Origin of the sequence: Halomonas sp., assembly GCF_014859505.1 — a bacterium.
Classification (GTDB): domain Bacteria; phylum Pseudomonadota; class Gammaproteobacteria; order Pseudomonadales; family Halomonadaceae; genus Halomonas.
In genome coordinates, this window is the sequence record NZ_JACUUD010000085.1 from 1 (window position 1) to 13,239 (window position 13,239).

The window sequence follows — 13,239 nt, forward strand, 5'->3', positions numbered from 1 at the left end:
GCGACGCCACTCGCGAGGCGCTGGCCAGGGCGCAGCAGTCGGCTCTGGACGCCACCGCCGACCACAACCGCGCCGGCAAGCGCCTGGAGGCGGCCAGCGAGGCACGCCGCGAGGCCGAACCGAGACTGCGCGAGACCCGTGAGCACCAGCACGCCCTCACCCAGCGCCAGCGTGAGCTGGCCGAGCTCGAGGCCCAGCGCACCCGCACCCGGGAGCAGGTCGACCGCCTTCGCGACGACCATCGGCAGGAGCACGACGCCCAGCAGCAGCGCCATGAACAGCAGCGCCGGTGGCAGTCGGCCCTGGCCGAGCTGGTGGGTGAGCATTCACACCATCACACCGCACGCCAGGCCATCCAGCAGGCCCACGACCGGGCCGCCGCCCGCCAGCTCGCCCTGGGCGAGCTGCAGGCCGCCTGGCGCGAGGCCCACCAGGCCGAGCAGGCCCACCGGCAGCTCGAGACCCACCTGGCCGAGGCCAATGAGCGCCTGGCGACCCTGACCCGCGACGGCCAGGCCGCTCGCCGGCAGCTGGAGGAGTGCAAGGCCCGCCACGACAGCCTCGGCGGCTTCATTGCCCGGGCCCGCGCCGCTCGAAGCGAGAGCGTGGCAATGCTGCGCGAAGGCCTTACGGAAGGCGAGCCCTGCCCGGTGTGCGGGGGCCTCGAGCACCCCTGGCGCCATCAGCCACCGACGACCCCCGAGGCGGCCCAGCTTGCCGCCCAGCAGGCCGAGGAGGAGCGCGAGCTCGATGCCGCCCGCGAGACCCATGAAAAGGCGCTGAATGCCCATCAGGCGCTGCAGGCACAGTACAAGCTCGCCCGGGACACCCAGCAGCAGCTCGAGGAAGAAAAACCGGCTGCCCGGGCGCGGTGGGAATCGGCACGCCAGACCTTCGAGGCCCAAGTGCTGTACCCGGAGCTGAACGAAGTGACAGCGGACGAGCGCAACGCCTGGCTGAGCCAGCAGCGCCAGCGCAGCACGGAGGAGCGCAGCGCCCACCAGGCCAGCCTGGAGACGCTCCAGCGCGCCGAGGCCGAGCTCGCACCCCTGGAGGAATCGCTGCGCCAGGGCGAGCTGGCGCTCACCCGCCTGGCGACCGAGAAGAATGGCGCCGAGGAGCGGCTGGCCGAACTGGACGAGCAACGCCCTGCCCTGCAGCGCCAACATGACGAGATCGCCACCGCGCTGCGCACCTTGCTCGGCGACCACGCCACGCCGGACGCTTGGCAGCAGCGTCTGGACGAGGCCGAGGCCCAGGCCCGCCAGGCTCTGGATACCGCCCTCTCTCGCCGACACGACGCCGAACGCGAGCAGCAGCGCCTGGCCCAGCAACTCGTCCACCAGGAGGAGCAGCTCGCCGCCCTGCAGCAGGAGCAGGCGCAGCTCTATCGCTCCCTGGCCGAATGGCGCGCACAACACCCGGACCTGATTGATGCCACCCTCGCCCGCCTGCTCACCCAGGGCGACGCCGAGGCCCGCGAGGAGGAGCGCCGGCTCGACGCGGCCGACCAGGCCCGCCAACACGCCACCGCCACCCTTGCCGAGCGGCGCACCGCCCTGCTGCGCCACCGCCGCGGTCAGGGGCTGATCGAAGGGGAGAAGGAGAACGATGACGGGCAGAAGCACGACGAGGCCCTGCTCGGCGACACCATCGCCGAGGCCCTCGAGCGCCGCCTGGCCGCCCTGGCCGAGGCCCAGGCGGAGCTGGCGCCGCGCCTGGAGGCGGCCCAGCGGGCCCGCGACGAGGCGCTCCACGCCCTGCGCGACGACGACCGCCGCCGCGAGCGCCAGCGGGCCGGCCAGGACGAGCTTGCGGCCGCCCGGGCCGAATACCGCCGCTGGGGCCGGATCAGCGAGCTGATTGGCTCCGCCGACGGCAAGGTGTTCCGGCGCATCGCCCAGGCCTACAACCTGGAGCAGCTGCTGGAGCACGCCAACACCCACCTGGCGGGGCTCAGCCGCCGCTACCGCCTGGCGCGGGGCGGCTCGCCGCTGGGCCTGCTGGTGGTGGATCAGGACATGGCCGACGAGCGGCGCTCGGTGCACTCGCTCTCCGGCGGCGAGACCTTCCTGGTTTCCCTGGCCCTCGCCCTGGGGCTCGCCTCCATGGCCTCCGGGGAGCTCACCATCGAGTCGCTCTTTATCGACGAGGGGTTCGGCAGCCTCGACCCGCAGTCGCTGGCGCTGGCCATGGAGGCGCTGGACGGCCTGCAGGCGCTGGGGCGCCGGGTGGGGGTGATCTCCCACGTGCAGGAGATGCATGAGCGCATCCCGGTGCAGATCCGGGTGGAGCCGCAGGGCAACGGTACCAGCCGGGCGCGCATCGTCAGCGGTTGAGGGTCACAGCTCGACGCCATAGAAATGCAGCACCGTCACCATTAGCCAGTAGCAGAGCGCTGTGATGGCGATGGAGACGGCGAGGCCGAGATAGAAGTTGACCCCCTTCGCCAGCAGCAGGGGCAGCGCGATGAACAGCGCCAGAGAGGGCAGCACCAGCCAGAAGACGCTGCTGGCAAGGGCGCTCACCCTGCCGCCATCGCCGGTGTCGATGTAGAGCCAGAGCATGGCCAGCACGGAGGTCAGCGGCACCGACGCCAGCAGGGCACCGGTAAAGGAGCTGCGCTTGGAGATCTCCGCGATCAACACCACCAGCACGGCGGTGATGGCCACCTTTGCCACGTAGTAGAGCAACGCCTGTTCCCTCCCTGGCCTGGTAAGACTCTAGCCACTATACCCGCCAGGGCGCGGCGGCGGCAGCTCTCCGACAGGGCCGCCCTCGGGTTGCAGAATCAGCCGAAGCGGAAGGCCGACAGCTGGGTCTCGAGCACCTGCTGTGAATAGACCTTGCGCCCGCGGTCCTGCCCCGCCGCGCCGGCAGCCACCATCAGCGGAATCAGGTGCTCCTCCTGGCCGGGGGGATGGCACTGGTGCGCATGGGGCGCCGTGGCCCAGTCGCGCAGCGCCGCCTGGCGCTGCGCTGGCGCCGCTTCCACGGCCTCGGTCAGCCAGGCATCGAAGGCTTCCGAAGGGGCGGTGAAGGCCGGATCACCATAGCCACGCATGTTGTGGAAGCTCATGCCGCTGCCGACGATCAGCACGCCCTCGTGGCGCAGCGCCTCCAGCGCCTCGCCGGCGGCCAGGTGGGCCGCGGGGTCGAGGTCCTGGCGCAGCGACAGCTGCACCACGGGAATCGCCGCTTCGGGAAACATCAGCTTCAACGGGATGAACATGCCGTGATCGAAGCCCCGCGCCGGGTCCCGATGACTCGCCAAGCCGGCGGCGGAGAGCAGCGTCTCGACCCGCTCGGCAAGCAGGGGCGAGCCGGGGGCCGGATAGTCGAGTCGATAGGTGTGGTCGGGAAAGCCGTGGTAGTCGTAGATCAGCTCGGGCCGCTCACCGGCGGTGATGCGGAAGTCATCGGCGAGCCAGTGGCCCGACACCATCAGGATCGCCCGCGGACGGCTCGGCAGGGTATCCGCGATGCCCTTCAGGAAGTCGGCCATCCCGTCCCAGATACCGGGCGGATTCCACTCCATGAAGAAGCAGGGGCCCGCGCCGTGGGGGATGAACAGGACCGGCTGGGCAGGTGAGTCAGGAGAGTGGGGGGAAGCGCGCTGCATGGTCTGGCTCCTCGGCCTCTGGCCAATCATGGGGAGTGGGTATGACTATTGTAAGATGCCTTCATGGTGACCTGCGTCCCCGATGACCTCCTCCCACCGCCACCCGGAGCCCGCCCATGCCTCGCGCCATCGAGATTCCAGCCGCCGACGGCACCATCGACGCACACCTCTTCACGCCCGCGGGCGCCCAGGGGCCGCTGCCCGGCGTGCACTTCATCACCGAGCACTATCGGGGCGCCGCCCACGGCTTCACCGCCAAGGACGCCCCCTCCTACGACGCCGCCGCCGATGCCCTGCACCACCGGCGGCTCGCCATGCTGCTGGAAGAGACGCTGTAGCGTTACCCGCTCGGCTCTATTCGTAGCGGCTCCAGAGCCGCAGTACTTTAACGACCCGCTCGTCGTCGATCACCTGATACACCAGACGGTGCTGGATATTGATGCGACGCGAGTAGGCTCCCGCGAGATCGCCTACCCCTCTTTCGAACGGTGGCGGCTTGCGGTACGGGTCCTCCGCAATCAGTGCCAGCAGCTCCGGCGCCTTGGGTTTGAGGCCGCTGGAAGCGAGCTTCCTTGCATCCTTGTGGGCTTGCCTGGTGTAAACCAGCTTCCATGTCACCAGTCCAGCTCCTCATCGCATTCGTCCACAGGGGTGTCCATCCCTTCTCGAATCGACTCGCGCATGCCGGGCACAGAGAGCAGGTAAAGCGTTTCCTGGATGGCCGCCCAATCTTCCTCGGAGACCAGGACCGCCCTGTTCCGCTTGCCCATGATGATGATTGGCTGATGGGACTCGGCGGTCTCGTCAATCAACCGATACAGGTTGCTGCGCGCCTCGGTTGCGGTAATTCCAGTCATCACGCATCTCTTCCGCTGTTCAATTTTCAACCAAGTGTACGCTTATACGCACGTACGCCAAGACGACCGTGATGCGTGACAGCCGGCGAACCTCACACCCTCAGTTCTAGACGCTCGAAGGCCGGCGCCAGGGTCTCCACCAGCGCTTCCAGTTCGCCGAGGGTCGGGGCGCCGGGCACTGGCCGGGCGTAGGCGGGGTCGAGGCAGCGGCCGGTTCGGGCCACCTGAAGGGCGTAGCGGGTCACGCCCCGTTCGGCAAGGTCGAGGGTCAGGCGGCGCAGGCTCTCCAGGTCGAGATCTCGCCAGTGAATCGTGGTGCGGCACTCGAAGTCGATGCCGCGCCTCAGCAGCAGCTCGAGGCTCGCGGCGTGGGCGGCGGCCAGGCCGGGGCGGCCGACGATGGCGTCGAAGCGCGCCGCCGGGCCCTTCACGTCCAGCCCCACCCAGTGCAGGTGCGGCAGCGTCTCGGCCAGGCGCCGCGGGTAGACCCCGGCGGTATGCAGCCCCGTCTTGAAGCCAAGCGCTTGTGCCCGGGCGGCGGCGGCGGGCAGGTCGGCGTGGAGGGTGGGCTCGCCGCCGCTGAAGACGATGCCCTCCAGCAGCCCCCGGCGCTTGCCCAGGAAGGCCTCGACCTCGGCCCATTCGCCGGGCCCGGCGCGGCGAGGCTCGAGCATCTGGGGGTTGTGGCAGTAGCCGCAGAGCAGCGGGCAGCCCTGCAGAAACACCACGCAGGCCAGGTGGTCGGGGTAGTCCAAGGTGGTCATGGGGGTGAGGCCGGCCACGGGCAGCCGCGGCCGTGGAGATTCAGGATGGGGCATGGCGGTCATCCGGCCGAGCGCCCCCTGCCGCTCTGGAATGGGGGCGCTCGGCGTGGCGGTGGGTCAGGAGGTGGCGGCCTGCTCGCTGAAGTGGCGGCGCTCGCGGTGCTCGGACTGCTTGCCGCGGTTGAACTGGCTGACCGGGCGGTGATAGCCCATCACCCGGGTCCAGACTTCGCAGCGCTGGCGCTCTTCGGTGGGCAGGTTCTCGACGCAATGACTCATGGGTTGCTCCGCTTCGGTTGGTGGTATTGCGGGGAAATGCCTCAGGCCGTGGCGTCGGCCCGGGGGCGCTTCGCCAGAAGGGCGTCATCGCACTTCGGGCAGAACTCGTGTTCGCCGGCCAGGTAGCCGTGCACCGGGCAGATCGAGAAGGTCGGCGTCACGGTGAGGTAGGGCAGGCGGAAGCCCGAGAGCGCAGTCTGCACCAGCTTGCGGCAGGCTGCCGGCGACGAGAGTCGCTCCCCCATGTAGAGGTGCAGCACGGTGCCGCCGGTGTAGCGGGTCTGCAGCGGGTCCTGATGCAGCAGCGCCTCGAAGGGGTCGTCGGTGTAGCCCACCGGCAGCTGGCTGGAGTTGGTGTAGTAGGGGGCTTCCGGCGTGCCCGCCTGGAGGATGTCGGAGTAGCGCTTCTGGTCCTCCCTGGCGAAGCGGTAGGTGGTGCCCTCCGCCGGGGTCGCCTCCAGGTTGTAGAGGTGGCCGGTGGCCGCCTGGAACTCGCGCATGCGCTCGCGCACGTGCTCCAGCAGCTCGATGGCCAGCTGCTGTCCCTCGGGGTTGGCGATATCGAAGCGGTCCTCGAAGAAGTTACGCACCATCTCGTTGAGGCCGTTCACCCCCAGGGTGGAGAAGTGATTGCGCAGGGTGCCCAGGTAACGACGGGTGTAGGGGTAGAGGCCGTCGTCCATCCAGGCCTGGATGCAGCCGCGCTTGATCTCCAGGCTGTCGCGGCCGAGCGCGAGCAGCCGGTCCAGCTCCAGGAAGAGCCCCGTGCGGTCGCCGGCGAAGCGGAAGCCCAGGCGCGCGCAGTTGATGGTCACCACGCCGAGCGAGCCGGTCTGCTCGGCGCTGCCGAACAGTCCGTTGCCGCGCTTGAGCAGCTCGCTGAGATCGAGCTGAAGCCGGCAGCACATGGAGCGCACCATGTGCGGCTCCAGATCCGAGTTGAGGAAGTTCTGGAAGTAGGGCAGCCCGTACTTGGCGGTAAGCGCAAAGAGCCGCTCGGCGTTGTCGCTCTCCCAGGGGAAATCCGGGGTAATGTTGTAGGTGGGGATCGGAAAGGTGAACACCCGCCCCTGACAGTCGCCCTCCTCCATCACCTCCAGGTAGGCGCGGTTGAGCAGGTCCATCTCGGGCTGCAGCTCACCGTAGGTGAAGGGCTGCTCCTCGCCGCCGATGATCGGCACCTGGTCGCGCAGGTCCGCCGGACAGGTCCAGTCGAAGGTGAGGTTAGTGAAGGGGGTCTGGCTGCCCCAGCGCGACGGCACGTTGAGGTTGTAGATAAACTCCTGGATGCCCTGCTTGACCTGGGCGTAGCTCAGCCCGTCCTTGCGCACGAAGGGGGCGAGATAGGTATCGAAGGAGCTGAACGCCTGGGCGCCGGCCCACTCGTTCTGCAGGGTGCCGAGGAAGTTGACCATCTGCCCCAGGGCGCTGGTGAGGTGCCGGGGCGGCGCGCTCTCCGCCCGGCCTGGCACCCCGTTGAAGCCCTCGATCAGCAGCTGGTGCAGCGACCAGCCGGCGCAGTAGCCGCTGAGCATATCCAGGTCGTGGATATGTAGGTCGCCCTCCCGGTGGGCCTCGCCTACTGATGCGGGATAGACTTCATCCAGCCAGTAGTTGGCGATCAGCTTGCCCGAGGCGTTGAGGATCAGCCCGCCCAGGGAGTAGCCCTGGTTGGCGTTGGCGTTGACGCGCCAGTCGGCGCGCTGCAGGTATTCGTTGACCGTCGAGGCGACGTTGACGGCGCCGGTCGGCTGGCGTTGCATGGGTGTTCCCTCACTGGCCGATTATCTATATATAGTGCCTTTATTTAATTCAGGCACCATATGTTGTGCCAAGAAAGGGTAGACACTCGAACAGAGCAGGGAAATGATCCAGGTCAGGAAAGGGGCGAAGGAGGGATCAGGATGCACATGGGGATTCTCACACTGCACATTTCGCTGCCAGGCTGCCGGTCGCTGAAGGAGAAACGCCAGCGCATGGGCGGCCTGCACGAGCGCTTCGGGCGCAACCCGGCGGTGGCGGTCTGCGAGAGCGGCGAGCACGACCGGCTGGAAGCCAGCGAATGGACCTTCGTGGCGGTGGCCAATGAGGGCCCCAGGGTGGAAACGCTGCTCGGCGCCCACGAGCTCACCATCCGGGTGCTGCTGCGCTCGCGCCGGGATGAGAGGGAGGACGAGCGGGAGTAGCCGGGAGCCATGCCGGCAGGGCGCCTCGGGCGATGCTCGAGGCGCTATTCCTCTCTTCCCGTCAGGAGGGAGGTAGTGAATATCGGCGACTCACTCGCCTTTCGGATAGGGCCTCAGGCCAAGCAGGATCTCGGCCTTCTCGGTAAGCGGCTGGTCCATCAGGTGCTGGTCGGTGTAGGGAGCGAGCTGATCGCGCAGCAGCGCATACACCGCTTCGCGGTCCTGGCTGGTGTCGATCTCGACGCACTTGCCCTTGCTCTTGAACAGCTCGACGGTGGGCAGCGTCTCGGCCTTGAAGGTATCGAACCTGAGCTTCATGGCCTCGACATTGTCATCGGCGCGGTCGGAGTAACGGGCACGGCCCATGATGCGCTGCTCGAGCACGTCGAAGGGGCATTCGAAGTAGAGCATGGTGGGAAGTTCCGCCTCCCGGCCGAAGACCTCGTACCACGCCTCCAGGTTGGACAGCGAACGGGGAAAGCCATCGATCAGGAAGTTTCGCTTGCCGGTGGTACGGGTCGTCCGTTCCATGGCGTCCTTGAGCAGGCGCACCACGATTTCATTGGGCACCAGCTTGCCGGCGGCGATGTATTCCTTGATGACCTCGGTGGTGGGACCCCCGGCCTTCTGCTCTGCACGCAGCAGGTCCCCGGTGGAGAGGTGCGTCCAGCCCAGCTGAAGCGCCGCTAGCTCACACATGGTGCCCTTGCCGGCACCGGGGCCACCGAGCACATAGACGACATTGGGTGCCGGGCAGGGTTCTCTCGGGTCACAGTGATGGATCACCACCCTGGGAGCCGGGGCGACCCCCATCTTGTAAACGTTCCATTCGCGATCCGTGGGCGGAAGCTCATCATCGCAGGTCAGTTCGTAGGCGAGATGCCCATCCAGCCGACAGATACGCCAGGAGGCATAGCTGTTGGAGTAGGAAATCGCAGGGCTTCTGGCTGCCTTGCCGTCGGCCCGATCCCAGGCCATCTTGCCGTTCCAGTAGCCGGGGGTGGAAACCACACCCGATTCGGATTTGGTGGGTGGGGCCTTGGACGGGACATAGAGGCCATCGACCTCGGGCAGGCCGGATCCGGAGACTTCGATGAACAGGGTGTTGGGTACGAGTTCTGCGTTATCGGTCATGGAATTCTCATGTTCGTTCAATGGAGGGATGGGGAAAACAACAACAGCAGGGCAATGACCCTATGCCAGGACTGCCCCCTGACGCACACCCCGGGAGCGATCATTATGCCAGAGGCGCCAGCGCCATGACCTTCCTGCGCAGGGCCCGCTTTTCCTTCTCGAGGGCGGCACGCCAGGCAGCGCACTCCTGCTGCCGTTCCCTGGTGATTCCGGCGCGGTGGGCGAAGGCCCCGATCCAGACCTGGCGGGTACACAGATCCTGGAAATCACCCAGCAGGGTCTGGCGGCGTTTCAGTCCGGCCAGGAAGTCGCGGTGGCGCTTCGGCTGCATCTCGGCCAGGTAGCGGATGCGCTTGACGCTCTTGCGCAGGTCGTGGAAGGCCTCGTCACCGCTCTTGCGGGAGAGCGTGGTCAGGTCACGGTCGTGGCGCGCAATACGCTCAGCCAGCACCTTCTCGATGCGCTTCGACGAGAGCTGGCCAAGCGCTTGCCGAAACTCCTCGGCGTCGAGGAAGCGCTGCCAGGCGAGCATCTCCTCGGCGTAGCCAGGATCTCCGAGCTGCTGGCACAGGCGCTCGTGCTGCTCGCGGTTGCGGGCATGCAACCAGCGCTGCAGGGACCGGAGGGTGCGTGGCGAAAGGGGGGGTGGGGTCCTGTCCAGGCTCTCCAGGAAGACGTCCAGGTCGCGCAGGTCGCTGGTGGCCTGGGCGCGCTGCTTGAGCCGCTTCAGCCGCTTCTTGAGGCCGGGGATCTCGTCACTTGCGGGCGCTTTCTTGTCTGGAGTCTTCCCTTTGGTGGCGGACTTACAAGCGGTGGCCAGCACGGATTCGCCGATCGCCCGGCTGCGGCGCAGGTTCACGCGAAACTGGTGCAGGAACTCGGGATCGACGCCGGCGATCACCCCGGGCTCCAGTGCCCTGACCATCCGGTACTGATGCGAGAGCAGTTCGAGAATGCGATGACCGACATCGGCCTTGCCCAGGTCGGGCGGCTCGGGCTCCTGGCGCTGGAAGAGCGCATGGCTGGCCTCCTCCGGGATCAGACTGGCCACCAGCCTGGCCCCGTGCTGCGGCAGGCCCAGCCAGGGCGTCGTCACCGGCAGGGTGAGATGCAGCGCGCCGCCGGGGGGCAGCGACGTCGGCGCCTCGATGCAGAGCCAGTGGGCCAGCTCCAGCAACGCCGGGTTGTGACCGATCACCAGCACCCTCTCGGTCTCGTCCGGCAGCGCCTTCAGCCAGGCGAGCAGCACCTGGCCATCGAAGGTGTAGAGGGCCTCGTCGACGAAGGCCCGCTCGATCAGGGAGAGCTCGGGCAGTTGCGCGGCGATCTCGTCGAGGGTCTCCCGGGTGCGCATGGCGCCGCTGACGTGGACCTCGCCCTCCAGGGCCTGCCACTGCTGCAGGGGAAGTGCCATGGCGGCCGCCTCGCGCCTGCCCCGCTTGCGCAGCGGTCGATCATGGTCGGCCATGTCGCCGCTGCCCTGCTTCGCCTTGGCGTGGCGCATCAAGAAGAGGTGCCGCATGTGTTCGCTCCGAGCCGCAGGGTGTGGAACCAAGCTTAGGCCAATTCGACCCGCCTCTCCTCAGCGGCATCTGCATCATGGTATAGCTCGGGCAGGCAATATCGGACATCACCCGCTCGTAAGGAGCCCCCATGCATATCGGCATCCTCACCCTGCACATCTCGCTGCCCGGCTGTCAGTCGCTGAAGGAGAAGCGCCAGCGCATGGGCGGCCTGCATGAACGCTTCGGGCGCAACCCGGCAGTGGCGGTCTGCGAGAGCGGCGAGCTCGACCGCCTGGAGGCCAGCGAGTGGACCTTCGTGGCGGTGGCCACCAGTATCCCCAGGGTGGAGGCCCTGCTCGCCGAGATCGAGGACAAGATCCAGCGCACCGTGGATGGGCGGGTGATGGAGGCCACGCGGGAGCTGCTTTGACGTGCAGCGCCGTGACACTGGCCCGGAGGGGCGCAGAGAGGAGACGAGAATGTCGGACGCAAGAGCGAACCCGCCGCGCAGCCTGCTGATCACCGGCTGCTCGAGCGGAATCGGCCATGCCGCGGCCCATGCCATGGCGGCGCGAGGCTGGCGGGTCTTTGCCACGGCACGCGCCGAGGCGGACGTGGCCAGGCTCCGCAAGGAGGGCCTTGAGGCCCTGCCGCTGGACCTGGCCAGCAGCGCCTCCATCGTGGCCGCGGTGGAAAGCGTGGGCGAACAGACCGGGGGACGGCTGACGGCGCTGTTCAACAACGGCGCCTATGGCCAGCCCGGTGCCGTGGAAGACCTCACCCGAGATGTGCTCCGGGCCCAGCTGGAGACCAACCTGCTCGGCACCCACGAACTCACCACCCTGGTGCTGCCGATGATGCGCGCCCAGGGGCATGGTCGCATCGTGCAGAACAGCTCGGTGCTGGGGTTCGCCGCCCTGCCCTACCGCGGCGCCTATGTCTGCTCCAAGTTCGCCCTCGAGGGCCTTACCGACGTTCTGCGCCAGGAGCTCACGGGCAGCGGCATCCACGTCAGCCTGATCCAGCCCGGCCCCATCACCAGCCGCTTTCGCGAGAACGCTCACCGCGCCTTCCTGGCCAATATCGATGCCCAGCACAGCGCCCATGCCGACACCTACCGCAAGGTGGAAGCGCGGCTGGCCAGTACCGAAGGCAAGGCCTCCTTCACTCTCGGCCCCGAGGCGGTGGTGGCCAAGCTGATCCACGCCCTGGAGCACCACCGCCCGAAACCCCGCTATGCAGTCACCCTGCCCACCCACCTGTTCGCGGCGCTGAAGCGAGTGCTGAGCACCCGCGGCCTGGACCGGGTGCTGCTGGGCTCGACAAGGGACGAGCGAGAGTGAGGACTGACACCGTGCCGGCACGGGATTACACTCCCGCGACTCGCCAGCCATACAGACAGGATAGTGACCCAATGACCGCTGAAAAACACCGCATCGTTCTGCTCGACGGGGGGATGGGGCAGGAACTCGCGGCACGCAGCCGCCGCCCCGTGTCGCCGCTTTGGTCCGCGCAAGTCATGCTGGATGAACCCCATCTGGTGACCGCCGTGCACCGCGAGTTTATCGAGGCCGGCGCCCGGGTGATTACGCTCAACAGTTACAGCGCGACGCCGCAGCGCCTGGCGCGAGACGGCGATCCCGGCCTGTTCGAACCGCTCCATGCCGCGGCGCTGGACGCCGCCCGCCAGGCGCGAGAAGCGAGCGGCCGGGAGGTGCGCATCGCCGGCTGCCTGCCCCCGCTGGTCGCGAGCTATCACCCCGACAGCGTGCCGGACGAGGCCACCTGCCTGCGCGACTACCGGCGGATCGTCGCGGTCCAGGCCGCGGGGGTCGATCTGTTCCTGTGCGAAACCATGTCGCTCGCCCGGGAGGCCCGCGCGGCGACCGTCGCCGCGGTGGAGAGCACGCTTCCCGTATGGGTGGCGTTCACGGTGGACGACGGGGATGGCACCCGCCTGCGCTCCGGCGAACCCCTGGCCGAGGCGGCCCGGGCAGTGGTAGCCGCCGGCGCCGAGCGGGTGCTGGTCAATTGCTCGGTGCCCGAGATGGTCACCGCCGCCATGGGCGAGCTGGCCGGCCTCGGCGTGCCGTTCGGCGGGTACGCCAACGCCTTCACCTCCGTGGCGCCGCTGCAGCCCGGCGGCACGGTGGATACGCTGACGTCGCGCACGGATCTCGGCCCCGACGCCTACGCCGAGCATGCGCTCAAGTGGGTCGAGCAGGGCGCGACCCTTGTTGGTGGCTGCTGCGAAGTCGGCCCCGCCCATATTGCCGTCCTGGCCGAGCGATTGGCCGCCAGGGGATACACGCTGGTCGCTTCTTGAAGGCTCCCGATCACTCGGCGAGGAAAGGGCGCCGAGGATCCATCCCGTCTGGGCTCACCTGGACGGCGTGAACGCTGCGCTCCCCGGCGGCGCGTCGAAATTCCGCGTACTGGCGCTGGGGCAGGTCGCTGAATTCGGCCTGCCCTGCGATGGAAAGCCCGTAATAGACCTCGGTGATCCCGCTCCAGTAGATGGCGCCCAGGCACATGGGGCAAGGCTCGCAGCTGGTGTAGAGCACACACCCGGCCAGGCGCCGCGACCCGGACTCCCGGGCGGCGGCCTGAAGGGCGCGAACTTCGGCGTGCCCGGTCAGGTCATTGGTGGCTTTTACATCGTTCACGCCCTCCCCCAGGACCCTGCCATTTTGCACGACAAGCGCGGCGAAAGGCGCCTGGCCCCGCGCGGCATTATCGATGGCAAGCTCGATGCACCGGGCGATCCATTGCGGGTGAGACATGCGCAAATTTCCTCGGGCAGATGTGTGTTAAATCGCCCCGCCAGCATGCCTCTTACAGCAGCGACTGGAAAGACGGGGCCGCCCTAACGATCCACCCCCAGATACTTGA

16 protein-coding genes are annotated in these 13,239 nt (G+C 68.1%); 6 read left to right on the forward strand and 10 right to left on the reverse strand.

All coding sequences use genetic code 11. The annotated features are described in order from the left end of the window. A partial coding sequence (locus IBX53_RS11395; RefSeq protein ID WP_290909272.1) for an SbcC/MukB-like Walker B domain-containing protein occupies window positions 1–2,339 on the forward strand: 2,339 nt, incomplete at its 5' end. A 3-nt stretch (window positions 2,340–2,342) separates the two neighbouring features. Here IBX53_RS11395 and IBX53_RS11400 read toward each other — a convergent pair. Then, window positions 2,343–2,693 (reverse strand): DUF3147 family protein, encoded by a 351-nt coding sequence (locus IBX53_RS11400; protein ID WP_290909274.1) that lies wholly within the window; start codon window positions 2,691–2,693, stop codon window positions 2,343–2,345. Window positions 2,694–2,791: 98 nt separating this feature from the next. Next, entirely contained in the window at window positions 2,792–3,622 is an 831-nt protein-coding gene (locus tag IBX53_RS11405) for a class III extradiol ring-cleavage dioxygenase (RefSeq protein WP_290909276.1), read from the reverse strand. A 116-nt stretch (window positions 3,623–3,738) separates the two neighbouring features. On the opposite strand from IBX53_RS11405, the gene IBX53_RS11410 reads away from it, so the two are divergent. Further along, window positions 3,739–3,960 carry a dienelactone hydrolase family protein gene (locus tag IBX53_RS11410; RefSeq protein WP_290909278.1) on the forward strand — a complete coding sequence of 74 codons (222 nt, stop codon included), beginning with the start codon at window positions 3,739–3,741 and terminating at the stop codon, window positions 3,958–3,960. A gap of 16 nt (window positions 3,961–3,976) precedes the next feature. Here the strand turns inward: IBX53_RS11410 and IBX53_RS11415 are convergent, their stop codons facing one another. From IBX53_RS11415 to IBX53_RS11435, 5 genes are all read right to left on the reverse strand, one after another. Then, a complete protein-coding gene (locus tag IBX53_RS11415) occupies window positions 3,977–4,240 on the reverse strand; it encodes a Txe/YoeB family addiction module toxin (protein WP_290909280.1) in 264 nt (87 codons plus the stop codon). Then, on the reverse strand, window positions 4,237–4,479 hold the full coding sequence (locus IBX53_RS11420; RefSeq protein ID WP_290909282.1) for a type II toxin-antitoxin system Phd/YefM family antitoxin: 243 nt from the start codon (window positions 4,477–4,479) through the stop codon (window positions 4,237–4,239). The genes IBX53_RS11415 and IBX53_RS11420 overlap by 4 nt, the downstream gene beginning before the upstream one ends. A 92-nt stretch (window positions 4,480–4,571) precedes the next feature. Beyond that, a complete protein-coding gene (locus IBX53_RS11425; RefSeq protein ID WP_290909284.1) occupies window positions 4,572–5,297 on the reverse strand; it encodes an anaerobic ribonucleoside-triphosphate reductase activating protein in 726 nt (241 codons plus the stop codon). 63 nt (window positions 5,298–5,360) lie between these two features. After that, window positions 5,361–5,522 (reverse strand): anaerobic ribonucleoside-triphosphate reductase, encoded by a 162-nt coding sequence (nrdD, locus tag IBX53_RS11430; RefSeq protein ID WP_290909286.1) that lies wholly within the window; start codon window positions 5,520–5,522, stop codon window positions 5,361–5,363. Window positions 5,523–5,563: 41 nt separating this feature from the next. Continuing rightward, a complete protein-coding gene (locus IBX53_RS11435) occupies window positions 5,564–7,285 on the reverse strand; it encodes a ribonucleoside triphosphate reductase (protein ID WP_290909288.1) in 1,722 nt (573 codons plus the stop codon). A gap of 141 nt (window positions 7,286–7,426) precedes the next feature. Here IBX53_RS11435 and IBX53_RS11440 point away from each other — a divergent pair, with 141 nt between their 5' ends. Beyond that, window positions 7,427–7,708: a DUF503 domain-containing protein gene (locus tag IBX53_RS11440; RefSeq protein ID WP_290909290.1), complete on the forward strand. Its 282-nt coding sequence runs from the start codon at window positions 7,427–7,429 to the stop codon at window positions 7,706–7,708. Window positions 7,709–7,798: 90 nt separating this feature from the next. Here IBX53_RS11440 and IBX53_RS11445 read toward each other — a convergent pair whose 3' ends face one another. Together IBX53_RS11445 and IBX53_RS11450 are read right to left on the reverse strand one after the other, a co-directional pair. After that, complete coding sequence (locus tag IBX53_RS11445; protein WP_290909292.1) at window positions 7,799–8,842, reverse strand: nucleoside monophosphate kinase; 1,044 nt, start codon at window positions 8,840–8,842, stop codon at window positions 7,799–7,801. Between the two features lie 103 nt (window positions 8,843–8,945). Then, a complete protein-coding gene (locus tag IBX53_RS11450; RefSeq protein ID WP_290909294.1) occupies window positions 8,946–10,364 on the reverse strand; it encodes a CHAD domain-containing protein in 1,419 nt (472 codons plus the stop codon). 131 nt (window positions 10,365–10,495) lie between these two features. On the opposite strand from IBX53_RS11450, the gene IBX53_RS11455 reads away from it, so the two are divergent. From IBX53_RS11455 to IBX53_RS11465, 3 genes are all read left to right on the forward strand, one after another. Then, window positions 10,496–10,777 carry a DUF503 domain-containing protein gene (locus IBX53_RS11455; protein ID WP_290909296.1) on the forward strand — a complete coding sequence of 94 codons (282 nt, stop codon included), beginning with the start codon at window positions 10,496–10,498 and terminating at the stop codon, window positions 10,775–10,777. Between the two features lie 49 nt (window positions 10,778–10,826). Beyond that, window positions 10,827–11,690 (forward strand): SDR family oxidoreductase, encoded by an 864-nt coding sequence (locus tag IBX53_RS11460; protein WP_290909298.1) that lies wholly within the window; start codon window positions 10,827–10,829, stop codon window positions 11,688–11,690. Between the two features lie 71 nt (window positions 11,691–11,761). Beyond that, the gene (locus IBX53_RS11465; RefSeq protein ID WP_290909300.1) at window positions 11,762–12,673 is read left to right on the forward strand and encodes a homocysteine S-methyltransferase family protein; all 912 of its coding nucleotides are present in this window, start codon (window positions 11,762–11,764) and stop codon (window positions 12,671–12,673) included. A 10-nt stretch (window positions 12,674–12,683) separates the two neighbouring features. Here the strand turns inward: IBX53_RS11465 and IBX53_RS11470 are convergent, their stop codons facing one another. Continuing rightward, window positions 12,684–13,130: a nucleoside deaminase gene (locus IBX53_RS11470; RefSeq protein WP_290909302.1), complete on the reverse strand. Its 447-nt coding sequence runs from the start codon at window positions 13,128–13,130 to the stop codon at window positions 12,684–12,686. Window positions 13,131–13,239 lie beyond the last annotated feature (109 nt).

What these genes read in the sequence shown, in the direction of transcription:
- IBX53_RS11425 (WP_290909284.1), bottom strand. Translation starts at nt 5,297, where the DNA reads ATGCCCCATCCTGAATCTCCACGGCCGCGGCTGCCCGTGGCCGGCCTC.
- IBX53_RS11460 (WP_290909298.1), top strand. Translation starts at nt 10,827, where the DNA reads ATGTCGGACGCAAGAGCGAACCCGCCGCGCAGCCTGCTGATCACCGGC.
- IBX53_RS11440 (WP_290909290.1), top strand. Translation starts at nt 7,427, where the DNA reads ATGCACATGGGGATTCTCACACTGCACATTTCGCTGCCAGGCTGCCGG.
- IBX53_RS11465 (WP_290909300.1), top strand. Translation starts at nt 11,762, where the DNA reads ATGACCGCTGAAAAACACCGCATCGTTCTGCTCGACGGGGGGATGGGG.
- IBX53_RS11455 (WP_290909296.1), top strand. Translation starts at nt 10,496, where the DNA reads ATGCATATCGGCATCCTCACCCTGCACATCTCGCTGCCCGGCTGTCAG.
- IBX53_RS11405 (WP_290909276.1), bottom strand. Translation starts at nt 3,622, where the DNA reads ATGCAGCGCGCTTCCCCCCACTCTCCTGACTCACCTGCCCAGCCGGTC.
- IBX53_RS11450 (WP_290909294.1), bottom strand. Translation starts at nt 10,364, where the DNA reads ATGCGGCACCTCTTCTTGATGCGCCACGCCAAGGCGAAGCAGGGCAGC.
- IBX53_RS11470 (WP_290909302.1), bottom strand. Translation starts at nt 13,130, where the DNA reads ATGTCTCACCCGCAATGGATCGCCCGGTGCATCGAGCTTGCCATCGAT.
- nrdD (WP_290909286.1), bottom strand. Translation starts at nt 5,522, where the DNA reads ATGAGTCATTGCGTCGAGAACCTGCCCACCGAAGAGCGCCAGCGCTGC.
- IBX53_RS11410 (WP_290909278.1), top strand. Translation starts at nt 3,739, where the DNA reads ATGCCTCGCGCCATCGAGATTCCAGCCGCCGACGGCACCATCGACGCA.
- IBX53_RS11420 (WP_290909282.1), bottom strand. Translation starts at nt 4,479, where the DNA reads ATGACTGGAATTACCGCAACCGAGGCGCGCAGCAACCTGTATCGGTTG.
- IBX53_RS11435 (WP_290909288.1), bottom strand. Translation starts at nt 7,285, where the DNA reads ATGCAACGCCAGCCGACCGGCGCCGTCAACGTCGCCTCGACGGTCAAC.
- IBX53_RS11445 (WP_290909292.1), bottom strand. Translation starts at nt 8,842, where the DNA reads ATGACCGATAACGCAGAACTCGTACCCAACACCCTGTTCATCGAAGTC.